Genomic DNA, 15,487 nt, shown 5'->3' with positions numbered 1-15,487 from the left:
CACAGTGTTAGGTAAAACCCAACTTTTACATGGGAACCATGCGGTTCCTTTGATTATTCGGTATTAGCCCCGGTTTCCCGGAGTTATCCCAATCTGTGAGGCAGGTTGCCCACGTGTTACTCACCCGTCCGCCGCTGACGTCAGGGGAGCAAGCTCCCCATCAGTCCGCTCGACTTGCATGTATTAGGCACGCCGCCAGCGTTCGTCCTGAGCCAGGATCAAACTCTCCATAGAAAGTTTGATGTCTCTGACATCATGTCTTGCTTTTTGACGGGATAATGTGTCATTATCCCACGTTTCGCTTGGCTTTTTGTTTAGTTTTCAAAGGTCACTATCTTTGTCACTCTCGTTTGGAGCGACTAGATCATCATACCACTTTTCATCATCTTTCGTCAACCTTTTTTTAAAAAATCTTTTTAAAAAGTTTTGGCTGAAATTGTTATGACTGGAAAGTGTTTGTTGCCTTGTCTTGAGCAACGAATATAAATATACCACGTGGTTTAGGCATACACAAGGGTTTTTTAATAAATATTTTAAAATAACTTTTTTAAACAACAATCATGCCTGATTACTCTCTAACAATACTATCAATGAAAAGGGATCGAGTAGAAGTTAACTGGAAGAGTTCGTTCGTTTTAGACATCCGAAGGGAGGGCCGTGTGGGTTCATTGGCTTGTAGGTATACTATTACCCCTTCTTCTCCATTTGTTAAACGTACTTTTTCTCCAATTTTTAATTCATTCAATAATTGTATTATTGTAGCCATGACAACTGGATCCAATAAACCAAAACAGTCCTTATTCAAAACCTCCAGCGCTTCGTATGGTGATTTTCTTCTTATATATGTGCGATCGCAGCACATGGCATGAAAGGTGTCCGCCACAGCAATCACTTTTCCGTACAAGTGGATTTTTTCTCCCGTCACACGATGAGGATATCCACTACCATCAATACGTTCATGATGTTGCAGCACACCTAGTTTTGCTTCCACTGTCACCCCTTTAACTAACTTTAACATGTCGTAACTGTATAGGGGGTGCTCATGTAACTCTTTCATTTCGTATACTTTAAGTTTTTCTGAACTAGTGGAACGTATGGACAACCTGGCCATACCGGCATCTGCCAACAATGCGCTCATTCCTAATTGGAGTTGCTCATTCTGTTTTAACTTGAGTTCCTTTCCAATGGTAATACTGATAATGGAACGTGCAATAGCGTGATGCGCATCATATTCTTTAATAGTAGAAAGTTGATAAAGGGATATCAAATCTTCTTTCGTTGGTTTTAAGTTACATAGTTCTGTAACAAGGAGCCTGACAGCATAGGAGTTAATTTTCATCCCACCTCTCCATTGTTGAAACATAGCTTTGTACTTTTCAACTGCATGGATGTACGTCGCTTTAAAGGGAGAAACGTCCTTTACATCCAAATCATTGTCTCTTAGAAGAAGATTTTCTTCTTGAATAATTCCTTCTGGGTTAAACAACCTTCCGTCTTCAAGTTTAACCTCTACTAAAACATCATCAATAAGAAAACGAGAAAGCATGTCAATATGCTTCTCCCTGAGTACTGTTTTTTTCTTTGCGATCGGGGTTTCCCCTTTTTTATAAATATCCTTTGATAAGATGCAACCTGGTATTAAGTGCTCTGTTTTTACTCTCATATCCTTGACTCCTCTTGTGTACCATACTTTAATTCCATATGATTTTTACTCGATAGTCAATCCGACTATCTAGCATAAATAGACATATAAGTCCCTTTTTTTACATTGCTGTTTCTTACATAAGCGCAAAGTAACTTGGGCCATTGATGCAGGTGTTAAGAATTGCTGTTTTCATATAGATTGTTGCTTTTTTAATTTCATCTTCATCAATAGAGTGGTGGTTGAAGCAAATGGGCCCTTTGCTTTCCGTGACGGTGCTAGCAAGCCGGTAGAAATCCCTGCCTTTTCATCTGCTAGTAACGCTTTGTACTTTTTGCGTCGAAGCAACTCGAAGAACGTTCACGAAGTAAACGCTCGTCCCTGCCACAGGAGTCTCGGGCCCTACTGCTTCAACTTTTCTTGTGTAAAAGCAACAACTCTTGCAATAACAGCGTAAGAAAAAGAAAGAATATATTAGGTTTTTTTATCCATAGAAAGGGACTGGGGCAACTTCCCTTCCCTTTTAACGAAGAGTGCTTCAAACTACTCTTACTCATTGATAAATAAAAACGAAAGTATGAAAGAACAGCATTTTCATGATAATCATGAAATATAGCATGTTTACAAAAAATGGCTCCGATTATCAAAAGATAACCGGAGCCATTTTTATTAGTCATTTACGGCTGAGTATACCCACGCCTTCATGATTGTTATTCTTCTGTTGGTGAGTCATCCTCAGTTGTTGAAAGGTCTTCCTCGGAAACAGTTGATTCATCTGCTTCGCTTTCTTCAACTTCCTCGATTGTCTCTCCCTCTACCTCTAATGTTTCATCCAACTCTTCATCGTCTTCAATGTTTACAAGAGCAACAGTAGACACATGTTGATCATCACCTACACGGATCAATCGAACACCTTGCGTGTTTCGGCTCGTTTGAGAAATCTCGTTTACATGCATTCGAATAATAACGCCAGAGTTTGTAATAATCATTAAGTCATCATCGTCAGATACGACTTTTAAGGAAATGAGATCACCGTTTTTATCAGTGATGTTACATGTTTTAATTCCTTTTCCTCCACGGGATTGAACACGGTATTCATCAATGGTTGTTCGTTTACCGAATCCTTTTTCCGTAACGATCAACACATCTTGGTCTGGCTGAATGATATCCATGCCAACTACTTCGTCGTCTTCTTGTAAAGTAACACCTTTAACACCGGCTGCCGTTCGACCCATGACTCGACAATCTGTTTCATGGAAGCGGATGGACATGCCTTTTTTCGTTCCAGCAATCATTTCTTGATCACCATCCGTAAGTCGAACGCCATGCAGTTCATCTTCTTCGCGCAGGTTGATGGCGAAGAGACCGACTTTTCGGATGTTCGAGAACGCGCTTAAGACAGAACGTTTGGTTACGCCGTGTTTTGTCATAAAGAACAAGTATTTGTCTTCTTCAAATTCTTCGATCGGAATAACGGTACTGATGTACTCGTCTTGTTCAATTTGAAGAAGATTTATAATCGGAATCCCTTTTGCTGTTCGACCCAAGTCAGGAATTTCATACCCTTTTAGGCGATACACTTTTCCTTTGTTCGTAAAGAACAAGAGAACATTGTGGGAATTCGTAATAAACAGGTGCTGTACGAAATCATCAGTATGGGTACCCATCGCCTGAATGCCTCGCCCACCACGTTTTTGGCTTCGATATGTGGAAACGGGCATACGCTTGATGTATCCGTTGTGACTTAAGGTAATGACAACGTTTTGTCTTGGGATGAGGTCTTCATCTTCAAAGCTGTCTTCTCCTAAAGTAATCACGGTACGACGATCGTCACCATAACGGTCTTTGATATCTGTCAACTCTTCGCGGATAATCTCAAGTACTTTTTCGTTGTCAGCGAGAATGGCTTTCAATTCTGTGATACGAGCAAGCAAATCTTGGTATTCCGCTTCGATTTTGTCTCGTTCTAAACCTGTGAGGCGTTGAAGACGCATATCAAGGATCGCCTGAGCTTGCTCATAGCTAAGCTCAAAGTTTTCCATGAGTCCATTACGGGCAATGTCTGTCGTTTGTGAACCACGAATCAACGCAATAATTTCGTCAATATGATCAAGAGCAATCCGCAGTCCTTCAAGGATATGAGCACGAGCTTCTGCTTTTTTCAGTTCAAAAGCCGTACGCCTGCGAATGACTTCAATTTGGTGATCGATATAGTGAGAAAGAACAGAACGGAGGTCGAGCACCTTTGGTTGACCATCTACAAGTGCGAGTGTGTTAATTCCAAAGCTCGTTTGTAATGCCGTTTGTTTGTATAAGTTGTTTAATAATACATTCGCATTGGCATCTCTACGTAGTTCAATCACAATTCGCATACCATTTCGATCCGATTCGTCACGAAGGTCAGTAATGCCATCGATCTTTTTATCACGAACAAGTTCTGCAATTTTCTCAATAAGTCGCGCTTTATTTACTTGGTAAGGTAGTTCAGTCACAATAATGCGCTGTTTTCCTTTGTTTTCTTGGATCTCGGCTTTCGCGCGAATCATAATTGAGCCTTTACCAGTTTCATAAGCTTTGCGGATACCGGAAATACCGACAATTTCGGCTGCCGTTGGGAAGTCCGGTCCAGGGATGTACTCCATAAGGTCTTGGTTTGTAAGATCCCGATCTTTACTTAATGCTAAAACCCCGTCGATCACTTCGCTCAAATTGTGAGGGGGAATGTTTGTGGCCATCCCTACAGCAATTCCTGAGGCTCCGTTCACGAGCAAGTTTGGGAACCTTGCTGGTAATACCTTCGGTTCCCTTTCACTACCATCATAGTTGTCTTGGTAGTCAATCGTATCTTTGTTAATATCCCGTACGATTTCCATAGAGATCTTTGCTAATTTTGCTTCTGTATAACGCATCGCTGCGGCTGCGTCACCATCGACGGAACCAAAGTTTCCGTGGCCATCTACAAGCATATAACGATAGCTAAAATCTTGTGCCATACGTACCATCGTTTCGTACACAGCAGAGTCACCGTGAGGGTGGTACTTACCGATAACTTCCCCTACGATACGTGCTGACTTTTTATAAGCTTTGTCAGGTGTCATCCCTAATTCGTTCATCGCGTACAAAATTCGACGGTGTACGGGTTTCAATCCGTCCCGAACATCAGGCAATGCACGACTGACAATAACACTCATGGCATAATCCATAAATGATGTCTTCATTTCTTGACTAATATTTATTTCTTTTACTCTGGATTGATCTTGCTCAGACATTGCGCTTACCTCCGTTTTCTCTTAAGTGAAACGGGTCGGTATGATCCGTTCGTTGGTTCATATCTGAACCAGTCATGTTTCTCTATATAAAGACAGAAGTCCATGCAGGTGAAAAATCACACTGCATGGCCGCTGCATGGTTTATACGTCCAAGTTCTTCACGTAGTGAGCATTTTCTTGAATGAAGTCACGTCTTGGTTCAACGCGGTCTCCCATTAATGTTTCAAAGACTTGATCGGCGAGCATGGCATCTTCCATGGTTACTTGAAGAACCGTTCGGTTGGATGGGTCCATCGTTGTTTCCCACAGCTGAGTAGGATTCATCTCTCCCAAACCTTTGTAACGCTGCAATCCCGGTTTTGGAGATTCTGGAATCTCAGACATGACCCGCTCCATTTCCTTTTCGTTATAGGCATAGTGAACAACCTTCCCTTGCTGGATCTTGTATAAAGGCGGCTGTGCAATATAAATATAACCTTCCTCAATCAACGGTCTCATGTAACGATATAAGAATGTGAGAAGAAGCGTTCGAATGTGCGCTCCGTCAACATCGGCATCTGTCATGATAATAATCTTGTGATAACGGGCTTTAGCAATATCGAAGTCTTCACCGATTCCTGTGCCAAGAGCCGTAATGATAGCTCGAACTTCAGTGTTCGACAGGATTTTATCAAGTCTTGCTTTTTCTACGTTAATGATTTTACCTCGTAATGGCAAAATGGCTTGGAAGTGTCGGTCTCGCCCTTGTTTTGCTGAACCTCCGGCTGAGTCACCCTCTACGATATAGATTTCCGAGATAGATGCATCTTTAGAAGAACAGTCTGCCAATTTCCCGGGTAATGAGCTGACTTCCAGAGCGGACTTACGTCGGGTAAGTTCTCTGGCTTTTTTGGCTGCATCACGGGCTCTTGAAGCAAGGATCCCTTTTTCAACAAGCTTCCTGGCAACAGAAGGGTTTTCTGCTAAAAATTTGGTTAAATGCTCGGTAAACAGGGAATCTGTAATCGTACGAGCTTCACTGTTTCCAAGCTTGGTTTTCGTTTGCCCTTCAAATTGAGGGTCCGGGATTTTCACACTGATGATCGCTGTAAGACCTTCTCGAACATCGTCACCGACAAGGTTCGGATCACTTTCTTTGAACATATTATTTTTACGCGCATAGTCGTTAATCACACGTGTGAGTGCAGTCTTAAAGCCCGACTCATGTGTTCCGCCTTCGTGGGTGTTAATGTTGTTTGCAAAGGAATAGAGATTGCTTGCAAATCCTTCGTTATATTGAATGGCAATTTCAACGGTCATGCCGTCTTTTTCACCTTCCAAGAAGATCGGTGGCTCATGGATTGCTTCTTTCGTTCGGTTCAAATGTTCTACAAAGGACGCGATTCCGCCTTCATAGTAGTACTCGGCACCTTTATCTTCTTCTCGCTCGTCTGTAATGAAAATGCGCAGTCCTTTGTTTAGGAATGCAAGTTCACGCAGTCGGTTGGCAAGGATGTCGTATTCGTACGTTGTTGTTTCCGTGAAGATCTCCGGGTCTGGCTCGAAGCGAATGATTGTTCCTTGCTTCTCTGTTTCCCCGATAACAGCAAGATCTTCTTGAGGTACCCCTTGTTTAAATTGCTGATAGTGAATTTTTCCTTCTTTGTGCACTTCAACTTCAAGAACCGTTGACAGGGCGTTAACTACCGATGCCCCAACACCGTGAAGTCCTCCGGAAACTTTATATCCGCCGCCGCCAAACTTACCGCCGGCATGAAGCACAGTCATAATTACCTCTACTGCCGGGCGCCCCATTTTTTCATGAATCCCGACTGGAATTCCCCGACCGTTATCTTCTACGGTAATGGAGTTGTCTTTACCGATGGTTACGCGAATCGTATCACAGTGACCGCCCATAGCTTCGTCAATACTGTTATCCACGATCTCCCACACTAAGTGATGAAGACCTCTTCCACTTGTCGACCCGATATACATTCCGGGACGTTTTCTTACGGCCTCAAGGCCTTCTAATACTTGAATTTGACTTTCATCATAGGATTGCTGTTGATCGATGGTCACATTCTTCACCTACACTTCTTTGCAGTACACATGCACTGCATGGAATGATAATGTTAAAAATAATGTCTATTACTCTTTATTTTCAATACGCTCTGCGTCATCCTCATCAAAGTCTACAGCCACATTGGCCCGTCTTTTTAACGTAAGCGATGAAATGGGGGACAAAAAGACGCGGTCCGTTGTTATGACGACAGATTTCACAAGGTCTGCAGAAATTTGAGTGATATGATTTTGTTCTTTTCCATTGGACAAGAAAGCCTGGTTATCTTGTGATAGCCCTCTGCTTTGATAATCGAGAATAGCCACAACATCCTTTGAACGAATGACTTGATCCCCGCCTAAATGGATAAACATGAAAACCACCTCATTCTTTTCGCTTCACTACCCCTTGTTCTACATGGAACAAACGAGCATTTTGCAATGTTTTGTGATGAATTCCGTCTACACTCGTCGTTGTGACGAATGTTTGCACTTTTCCTTGGATCGCATCAAGTAAATGGGACTGACGATAGTCGTCTAATTCGGACAAGACGTCGTCTAATAATAGAATCGGGTATTCCCCGACTTTTTCATAGATTAGTTCGATTTCTGCTAATTTCAGCGATAATGCCGTTGTCCGCTGCTGACCTTGGGAACCATAGGTCTGGATATCCCTGCCGTTAACAAAAAACTTCAAATCGTCCCTGTGAGGGCCAATCAACGTTGTCCCACGAAAAACTTCCCGATCTCCTAAACCTTCGAACGCTTCCGTGATCTTACTTTTCATTGTCGACAAGTCCATGTCTTCTGATACGTCACAGGTGGGAATATATCTAATCTCCAGCTTTTCAAGACCTCTACTGATCTCGAAATGGATCTCTTCTGCCCATTGCTGAAGTTTTTTTAGGAAGGAAAAACGTTTCTTGATTACTTCTACTGCTGAATCCGTTAGTTGTTCCGTCATGACGCTTAACATGACGTAATCTTCATCTTTACGTGATTTTTGCATGTTTTTCAGAAGTTGATTTCGTTGCTTAAGTATTTTGTGGTATCTGGCCAGGTGATATAGATATAGAGAGTGGATCTGGCCCATCTCCATGTCCAAAAACCGTCTTCTCACTTGTGGGCTGCCTTTTACAAGATTCAAATCTTCAGGAGCAAACATAACGATGTTGCATGTTCCGATATATTCGCTTAAACGATTTTTTTCAAGGTGGTTAAGCTTCACTTTTTTTCCTCGGTTTGAAAAGATCACTTCCATCTGAAGCGGGCCAGTCCGTTTTGTGAGCTTCCCTTGTATTTTCGCAAACTCCTGATCCCATCGGATAAGTTCTTTATCTCGCGGTGTCCGGTGTGATTTTGCCATAGCCAACACATAGATGGCTTCCATCAGATTCGTTTTCCCCTGAGCATTCTCACCAATAATCACGTTGACTTCGTTCTCAAATGTCACGCTAACTTCAGGGTAATTGCGATAGTTTTTGACTGTCAGCTCGTCGATTTGCACGTTGATCCCCTCACCTACCAATGGCGAGGTGTCGTTTATTCAAGAACAAACGCTTCGCCACCTTCAAATCTGACTATGTCGCCAGGATATAACTTTCGTCCCCTACGTGTTTCTTCTTCATCGTTTACGTAAACGATGTATTCCTGAAGAAACCATTTAGCCATGCCGCCTGTATCAATAACGCCGGCCTCTTTCAACAGTTGACCTAGCGTCATATATTCACCTTCGATTTTTACCGCTTGTTCCATCGATGGTCACTCACTTTCCGATTCCGGTTATTTGCGCAATGCTATATGTAAAAACGCAAATGGTCTCAATCTATATTGTACTAAAAGATGGACGATTTAGCCAACTTTCCTTAAACGAATCCTATTTTTATTCGACATATTCCTTAAAAATACGACGGATACAGGGTTTTCCTCATCCCTAAGACGTAGTCGACATTACTATCCTCTATCTTTACGAGTATAAATCCTCTATAGGTAGACACTTCCCACTATCATCGCTGCCTAAAGGGGAATTATCATTGGCCTAACATTCCTTTTTTCAAAAAAACTGTCGACAAGGCCGAGAGCCTCGTCGACAGTTTCTGCAAATTAGTACGTTCTGACTGGTGAGAACAAGTGAAGCGTATAATCATGATCCACAGGCTTTAATACGAATGGACTCATGGCTCCTGTAAAGTCCACATGAATTTCCGAAGAGTCGACGACTTTTAGAGCGTCGATGAGGTTTTTTCCGTTAAACGAGATACGAAGTTCTTCCCCTGTAAGCTCTAGTGCTCTAAGATCCTCGGTTACTTTTCCTACCTCAGGTGTAACAGACGTGATTTCAATTTGTCCGTTATCCATCGTTTTCAAGTTTACGACATTGTTCTTTCCGTCTCTCGATAACAAGAGTGCTCGTTCGATCGCTTGAAGAAGGACTTTCGTATCTAGTTTCACTCCAGTTTTTGAAGTTGTTGGAATCATGTTGTCAGTTGCAGGATAGTTCCCGTCTAGTAAGCGTGAGAAGAACAAAATGTTTTCAGCTTTAAATAGAATCTGATTCTCTGTAACGATGATGTCAATCCATTCTTCAGAGTCATCGAGAATTTTGCTTAATTCACTCAAGCTTCTTCCTGGGATAATGACGTTTGAGAATTCCAAGTCATCTGTGTTCGTTTCTACTTTCGCTTTACGCATAGCAAGACGGTGGCTATCTGTTGATGTACAGATCAGTTGACCATCTTCAATTTTCCAATGAACGCCAGTAAGCACTGGTCGCGTTTCAACCGTTGATACAGCAAAACCGGTTTGACGAATAATGTTTTTAAGAAGATCCGTCGGAAGTTTAAACACACTATCTTCTTCAATTTGCGGTAAGCGTGGATATTCTTCAGGATCTAGACCGTTTAAATTAAAAACAGACGAGCCGGATTTTAATGTAGTTGCGAATTGGTCCTGCACAGTCACTTCAATTTTGTTTTCAGGAAGTTTTTTTACAATATCTGCAAACACTTTCGCTTGCAAAACGATGCTTCCTTCTTCCTCAATCTCTACGTATTCATTTTCATCATCTTCTCTTGGAATAAAGCACTCGATCGAGATGTCGGAGTCACTTCCTGTTAGCGTAACTCCTTCTTCAGACGCATCAATTTTGATTCCCGTTAGAATTGGGATGGTCGTTCTGGATGAAATGGCTTTTGATACATGCTGAACACTTTGAACGAATTGTTCTCGATGAATGGTAAATTTCATGGATTTCCCCTCTTTTCTATTCAAATCACTCAATTTATTTGGGACGGTTATATTATTTATTTTTAAGAATAAAAACCCGTAGTAATCGTAATAGGCGCTGTGTAAATGTGGATAAGTGAGAAAAAGACCAATAAGGACAAGTTATTCACCTGTGGACAAGCTGTTGATAAACTCGCACCGGTTATTCACATTGTGCACAAGGCTGATTAGCCGGATTTTAGCTGATCTGTGATGTTTTGGACTTGTTTTTGCAAATCTTGATCACTCGTAAGAAGCTTTGAGATTTTTTCGTGCGCATGGATGACAGTTGTGTGATCTCGTCCGCCAAACTCCCCGCCGATTTTCGGTAATGAATTATCTGTAAGCTCTCTTGATAGATACATCGCAATTTGTCTTGGGTAAGCAACCGTCTTCGTTCGCTTCTTTGCCTTCATTTCCTCGACTCTTACATTAAAATTCTCTGCTACTGCACGTTGCACATCGGCGATCGTGATCATTTTTGGTTTCGAATTAGGAATGATGTCTTTTAATGCTACAGCTGCAAGGTCTGCATTCATATCTTGATTAATTAGAGAAGAATAAGCTACGACGCGAATAAGTGCTCCTTCAAGCTCTCGAATGTTCGTGTCAATTTGATTCGCAATATAGAGCATCACCTCGTTTGGAATATCCAAATTCTCGGCTTTCGCTTTTTTACGCAAAATCGCAATTCGGGTTTCTAAATCAGGCGGTGTAATATCTGTAATCAAACCCCACTCGAATCGTGAGCGAAGGCGATCTTCCAACGTTGGGATTTCCTTTGGTGGTCGATCACTGGAGATCACAATTTGTTTACGCTCTTCATGAAGGGCGTTAAACGTATGGAAGAACTCTTCTTGTGTTTGTTCTTTTCCCGCGAGAAATTGAATATCATCTATTAAAAGCACGTCCACGTTTCGATATTTATTGCGAAAGTTCACGGCTTTGTTATCACGAATCGAATTGATGAATTCATTTGTAAATTTTTCAGAACTCAAATAAACCACTTTTGCATCGGGGTTATGGTCAATCACGTAATGACCAATGGCGTGCATTAAGTGAGTTTTTCCTAGTCCTACTCCTCCATAAATAAACAGAGGATTATACGCTTTGGCCGGCGCTTCGGCTACAGCAAGTGACGCGGCATGAGCAAAACGATTTCCGCTACCAATGACAAATGTATCGAACGTATATTTCGGGTTGAGCATGTGTTTAGGCGTTTCGTCGTCATTTTTTACAGCTGTTTTTTTAGGCTGCTTCATCTTCTCAATGAGCTCCAGGTTTTGTTCCTGCTCATTTTTTGGAATAACAAAACGGACATGGAGGTCTGCTCCTGTCAGTTCTTGCAATGTTTCGGCAATCAGTCCTGAATATCGGTTTTCCAACCAGTCACGTGCAAATTCATTGGGTGCAACGACAGTCATTGTATCTTGATCAATCGCTTCAGCTTTTGTGGATTTCAACCACGTTTCAAAGCTCGGTTTACTCACTTTTTCTTCAATGTTCTTAAGGGCTTGGTCCCAAAGATCGCTTAAATTCTCCAACTGTCTACCTCCTTTAACTCACATTCTGTCCCACAACAGATGAGCCGACCATACCAGCGGACAGTCGACTTGTACAACAATTGTATAACGTGATAAATCATGTCGAATATATATAAATGAGTATACAATGTGGAAAAACATTATTATAGTAGAAACACGGAAATACACGCCATGCACAGTATTGTGGATAAAACAATTCAGAGGACGTGTATAACTATCCACAAAGTTGTGCACAGCTGTGGATAGGTTTTATTTTAACACAGGTTCTCCACTGAAAAAACAAGAATATATTATCAAAAAAATCTGGATGTCTCAATCTCTTTCGATAGTTATCCACAAAGTTCTACGGGTTGTGCTTATCTTTTTTCCACAACACAAGATCATGTGTAAAACTTGTCGAAAGGGGTGTGTACAAAATAAAAATATTGTAGAAAGTTGTCCACAACCTATTTTTTGACCGGTCTGTACAATTCATTCGCATCGTTTTAAGAGCTAAAGAATGTAACGGGTCAATGTTGAGGTGCTCACTACAGGGGACAGCTTCTTTTAAGAAAACTATGCTGAATGTTGGGTGATGTTGGCTCCATTTACATTAGAATTGAATTCCTAGTGACAAAAGCGCAATTCGCACAGATGAGTATTCCATCGTGAATGTACTTGGGGGGAGATCACCACGTAGGGAAATGTTCAGAGAAAAAAAGAATTTCTAACCGAATTGATCGATGAGAAGAGGAAAAGGATCCACGAAGAATAAAAAAGGAAGATTCTGTTCCGGAAATAACCTTGACAATTGACTCGGGAATTTTTATACTTTACAAGACTGTTTATATGGATATTTCCCAGGAGGTGTAAATAGATGGGTAAACCAACATTCAATCCTAACAACCGTAAGCGTAAAAAAGTACACGGTTTTCGTAATCGCATGAGTACGAAAAACGGCCGTAGAGTATTGGCGAATCGCCGCCGTAAAGGAAGAAAAGTACTATCTGCTTAAAAAAGGCCACTGACCGCTCAGTGGTCTTTTTTTCCTTAAGTGAGCGGTTGGTATGATTTTAGGCATAAGCAATAGGGAACAAGGAGGAGGTCCTTCTTGTTCCCATCTTTCGTGTGCAAATAGAGTTCGGGTGATAATGTTTCCTAGTTTTTCATCCGAGCATTAGATATAATGAAATTTGAGTTTCTTCCAAGTTATTTTCACGTTAGAATAGAAGCTTGGAGTAGACAGAGGTGGAAATACTCATGAAAAAACGCTATCGGCTAAAAAAGAACGAGGATTTTCAACTCGTGTTTAAAGGTGGTTTCTCAGTAGCGAACCGTCAGTTTGTTGTTTACCAACGAAAAACGGAAACAAACCCTCATTTGAGAGTGGGGCTTTCTGTTAGCAAAAAAGTAGGTAACGCGGTAACGAGAAACCGTGTAAAACGGTTGATACGCGAAGTGATTCGTGAACTCGAGCCTCAAATGAAGAATAGGGACTACGTGATCATTGCGAGGAAGCCGACAGCGGAGATGGATTTCCATCAAGTTCGTAAAAGCCTGCTTCATGTTCTAAAATTAGGCAAGATTGTAAAACCTGTTCATGGCCGAAAGTGAAAAGTGAGGTCAAAAGAATGAAATGGTTCTTTATAGGTATCATTCGACTTTACCAAAAATACATTTCGAGGTTTACGCCTCCGTCGTGCCGCTTTTACCCGACGTGTTCCCAATACGGAATTGAAGCGTATCAACGATTCGGTGTGTGGAAAGGGACATGGCTGACGGTTAAAAGAATTGTGAAATGTCAACCCTTACATCCAGGAGGAATAGATCCTGTTCCTGAAAAAAAGCTTACTCACAAGCGTGATGAATAGATAGATAGAAGATATTTTATGCTTCAAAGAAAGCAAGGGAGGATCCAGCGTGTTTAGAAAATTTGGATTAGCGTCAGTCTTACTTTTATTAATGGTGGTCATGACAGGCTGTTTCAACATTAACGAACCGATTAATACATCGAGTACCGGTATTTGGGATAGCTATTTTGTTTATCCACTGTCATGGTTGATGATTACGATTGCTGAAGCCTTAGGAAACAGCTACGGTTTTGCAATTATTATTGTAACGATTTTACTTCGAATTTTGATTTTGCCACTTATGATCAAACAAACGAGGAGTACAAAGGCGATGCAGGCACTGCAGCCTGAAATGCAGTCTCTTCGTGAAAAGTACAGTGCAAAAGATCAGCAAACGCAACAAAAATTGCAGCAGGAAATGATGGGACTCTTCCAGAAGCATGGAGTAAACCCATTAGCAGGCTGTTTCCCAATCATTATTCAAATGCCGATTTTAATCGCGTTTTACCACGCGATTATGCGTACACCGCAAATCAACCCTGGAGTCGACCCAAGTTATACAGGGGATCCGCAACAGTTCTTGTGGTTTGAGTTAGGAATGGCCGATCCGTACTTTATTTTACCTTTAATTGCAGGAGCGACGACCTTCATCCAACAGAAAATGATGATGGTAACAGACAACCCGCAAATGAAGATGCTCATGTATATTATGCCGGTTATGATCATGGCATTTGCAGCTTTCTTCCCGGCAGCACTAGCCCTTTACTGGGTTATCGGTAACATCTTTATGATTGTTCAGACGTATTTCATTACAGGTCCGAATGTAGGAAAAGATAAGAATGCTGAGCCGAATACAGGGGGAGCGAAGAAATAGTGAAAAAAGTGACTGTTTCAGGAAAAACTGTTGATGAAGCAATTGAGCAAGCAATTGAAAAATTAGGTGTAACCCGCGAACAAGCGGACATTCGAATTGTTGAAGAAGCACAAAAAGGATTTCTAGGCATTATCGGAGTGAAGCCGGCTGTTGTAGAGGCAGCGGTTAAGCCTGATCCGTTGAAAGAAGCATTGACATTTTTACGCGAGACAATCGACAAGATGGGAGTCACCGTTAGCATCTCCCAAGAGGCTAAGAAAGACGTGGTCTACTTCAACATCGAAGGTGAAGAGATCGGCGTATTGATCGGGAAAAGAGGACAAACACTCGATTCCTTGCAGTATCTTGTCAATCTCGTGGCCAATAAAAATTCAGAGCACTATGTAAGAATCATCCTTGATGCGGAAGGATACCGTGAGCGTCGTAAAGAATCGCTTGAAAAGCTTGCTTTGCGTTTAGGCGACAAAGCTGTTCGCACGGGCCAAGAAGTCAAACTTGAACCAATGAACGCTCACGAACGAAAAATCATTCATACAACCCTTCAAAATGTAAAAGGCGTTGCTACCTATTCGGATGGAAAAGAACCGAATCGTCGCATCGTCGTCACACCTAAATAATCAACCAGTCACCTGAGAATTCACTTTCACTCCACTGCACAGTAACATGTGCAGTGGTTTTTTTAATGTTTAATACGCTTGTTTTAATGGAGGGGGCAAATTCATCATAAATACTTGAGGATTCATTATAAAACTGAAAAATTCATTATAAAAGGATGCGGATTCATTATAAAACCAAAAAATTCATTATAAATTGCCAAGAATTCATTATAAAAGTGAATCTCTTAATAAAGCTCGGAGCAATCAGTCGTTTTTAGAAAATCACCTCCTTGCATAAGTAACATAAAGAGAGAGGAGACATATGAAGTGACAGTTATAGTTTTATCACACCAACCCAGTATCCTTTCCAATGCACCCTTTTTGCTTTTTCCTTATTACTCTTGTATGGTTGAATCACTTATGCACATGTGG

The 15,487-nt window shown here is 41.4% G+C and carries 13 protein-coding genes and 1 rRNA gene; 5 read left to right on the top strand and 9 right to left on the bottom strand.

Annotated elements, in window-relative coordinates; all coding sequences use genetic code 11:
* The 9 genes from G476_RS0120885 to dnaA form a co-directional block, all read right to left on the bottom strand.
* A 16S ribosomal RNA gene (locus tag G476_RS0120885) occupies positions 1 to 234 on the bottom strand; the annotation flags it as partial.
* A 334-nt stretch (positions 235 to 568) separates the two neighbouring features.
* Positions 569 to 1,663 carry an HD-GYP domain-containing protein gene (locus tag G476_RS0120880; RefSeq protein ID WP_026691803.1) on the bottom strand — a complete coding sequence of 365 codons (1,095 nt, stop codon included), beginning with the start codon at positions 1,661 to 1,663 and terminating at the stop codon, positions 569 to 571.
* A 689-nt stretch (positions 1,664 to 2,352) separates the two neighbouring features.
* Positions 2,353 to 4,911 (bottom strand): DNA gyrase subunit A, encoded by a 2,559-nt coding sequence (gene gyrA, locus G476_RS0120875; protein ID WP_026691802.1) that lies wholly within the window; start codon positions 4,909 to 4,911, stop codon positions 2,353 to 2,355.
* 141 nt (positions 4,912 to 5,052) lie between these two features.
* Positions 5,053 to 6,963 (bottom strand): DNA topoisomerase (ATP-hydrolyzing) subunit B, encoded by a 1,911-nt coding sequence (gene gyrB / locus G476_RS0120870; protein WP_169720909.1) that lies wholly within the window; start codon positions 6,961 to 6,963, stop codon positions 5,053 to 5,055.
* Positions 6,964 to 7,038: 75 nt separating this feature from the next.
* The gene (remB, locus tag G476_RS0120865) at positions 7,039 to 7,323 is read right to left on the bottom strand and encodes an extracellular matrix regulator RemB (protein WP_026691800.1); all 285 of its coding nucleotides are present in this window, start codon (positions 7,321 to 7,323) and stop codon (positions 7,039 to 7,041) included.
* A 10-nt stretch (positions 7,324 to 7,333) separates the two neighbouring features.
* Complete coding sequence (recF, locus tag G476_RS0120860; RefSeq protein WP_026691799.1) at positions 7,334 to 8,455, bottom strand: DNA replication/repair protein RecF; 1,122 nt, start codon at positions 8,453 to 8,455, stop codon at positions 7,334 to 7,336.
* Positions 8,456 to 8,490: 35 nt separating this feature from the next.
* Complete coding sequence (gene yaaA, locus G476_RS0120855) at positions 8,491 to 8,703, bottom strand: S4 domain-containing protein YaaA (protein WP_026691798.1); 213 nt, start codon at positions 8,701 to 8,703, stop codon at positions 8,491 to 8,493.
* A gap of 348 nt (positions 8,704 to 9,051) precedes the next feature.
* The gene (gene dnaN / locus G476_RS0120850; RefSeq protein WP_026691797.1) at positions 9,052 to 10,194 is read right to left on the bottom strand and encodes a DNA polymerase III subunit beta; all 1,143 of its coding nucleotides are present in this window, start codon (positions 10,192 to 10,194) and stop codon (positions 9,052 to 9,054) included.
* A 206-nt stretch (positions 10,195 to 10,400) separates the two neighbouring features.
* Positions 10,401 to 11,756, bottom strand: coding sequence for a chromosomal replication initiator protein DnaA (gene dnaA / locus G476_RS0120840; RefSeq protein ID WP_026691796.1), 1,356 nt, complete (start codon positions 11,754 to 11,756; stop codon positions 10,401 to 10,403).
* An 856-nt stretch (positions 11,757 to 12,612) separates the two neighbouring features.
* Between dnaA and rpmH the strand changes: the two genes are divergently transcribed.
* The 5 genes from rpmH to jag all read left to right on the top strand — a co-directional run bounded on the left by rpmH (position 12,613) and on the right by jag (position 15,076).
* A complete protein-coding gene (rpmH, locus tag G476_RS0120835) occupies positions 12,613 to 12,750 on the top strand; it encodes a 50S ribosomal protein L34 (protein WP_026691795.1) in 138 nt (45 codons plus the stop codon).
* 245 nt (positions 12,751 to 12,995) lie between these two features.
* Entirely contained in the window at positions 12,996 to 13,349 is a 354-nt protein-coding gene (gene rnpA / locus G476_RS0120830) for a ribonuclease P protein component (RefSeq protein ID WP_026691794.1), read from the top strand.
* A 17-nt stretch (positions 13,350 to 13,366) separates the two neighbouring features.
* Positions 13,367 to 13,606: a membrane protein insertion efficiency factor YidD gene (gene yidD, locus G476_RS0120825; RefSeq protein ID WP_026691793.1), complete on the top strand. Its 240-nt coding sequence runs from the start codon at positions 13,367 to 13,369 to the stop codon at positions 13,604 to 13,606.
* Between the two features lie 49 nt (positions 13,607 to 13,655).
* A complete protein-coding gene (gene spoIIIJ / locus G476_RS0120820) occupies positions 13,656 to 14,459 on the top strand; it encodes a YidC family membrane integrase SpoIIIJ (RefSeq protein WP_026691792.1) in 804 nt (267 codons plus the stop codon).
* Positions 14,459 to 15,076 (top strand): RNA-binding cell elongation regulator Jag/EloR, encoded by a 618-nt coding sequence (gene jag / locus G476_RS0120815; protein ID WP_026691791.1) that lies wholly within the window; start codon positions 14,459 to 14,461, stop codon positions 15,074 to 15,076. The genes spoIIIJ and jag overlap by 1 nt, the downstream gene beginning before the upstream one ends.
* Positions 15,077 to 15,487: the final 411 nt, after the last annotated feature.

The sequence above is a fragment of the Alteribacter aurantiacus DSM 18675 genome (assembly GCF_000429705.1).
Classification (GTDB): Bacteria; Bacillota; Bacilli; order Bacillales; family Salisediminibacteriaceae; genus Alteribacter; species Alteribacter aurantiacus.
Note: the sequence above shows the minus strand (reverse complement) of the source record. Positions and strands in the feature narration are given on the sequence as shown.

Coding starts and splice junctions, on each gene's coding strand:
- gyrA (WP_026691802.1), bottom strand. CDS start 4,911: ATGTCTGAGCAAGATCAATCCAGAGTAAAAGAAATAAATATTAGTCAA.
- yaaA (WP_026691798.1), bottom strand. CDS start 8,703: ATGGAACAAGCGGTAAAAATCGAAGGTGAATATATGACGCTAGGTCAA.
- G476_RS0120880 (WP_026691803.1), bottom strand. CDS start 1,663: ATGAGAGTAAAAACAGAGCACTTAATACCAGGTTGCATCTTATCAAAG.
- yidD (WP_026691793.1), top strand. CDS start 13,367: ATGAAATGGTTCTTTATAGGTATCATTCGACTTTACCAAAAATACATT.
- dnaN (WP_026691797.1), bottom strand. CDS start 10,194: ATGAAATTTACCATTCATCGAGAACAATTCGTTCAAAGTGTTCAGCAT.
- rpmH (WP_026691795.1), top strand. CDS start 12,613: ATGGGTAAACCAACATTCAATCCTAACAACCGTAAGCGTAAAAAAGTA.
- rnpA (WP_026691794.1), top strand. CDS start 12,996: ATGAAAAAACGCTATCGGCTAAAAAAGAACGAGGATTTTCAACTCGTG.
- remB (WP_026691800.1), bottom strand. CDS start 7,323: ATGTTTATCCATTTAGGCGGGGATCAAGTCATTCGTTCAAAGGATGTT.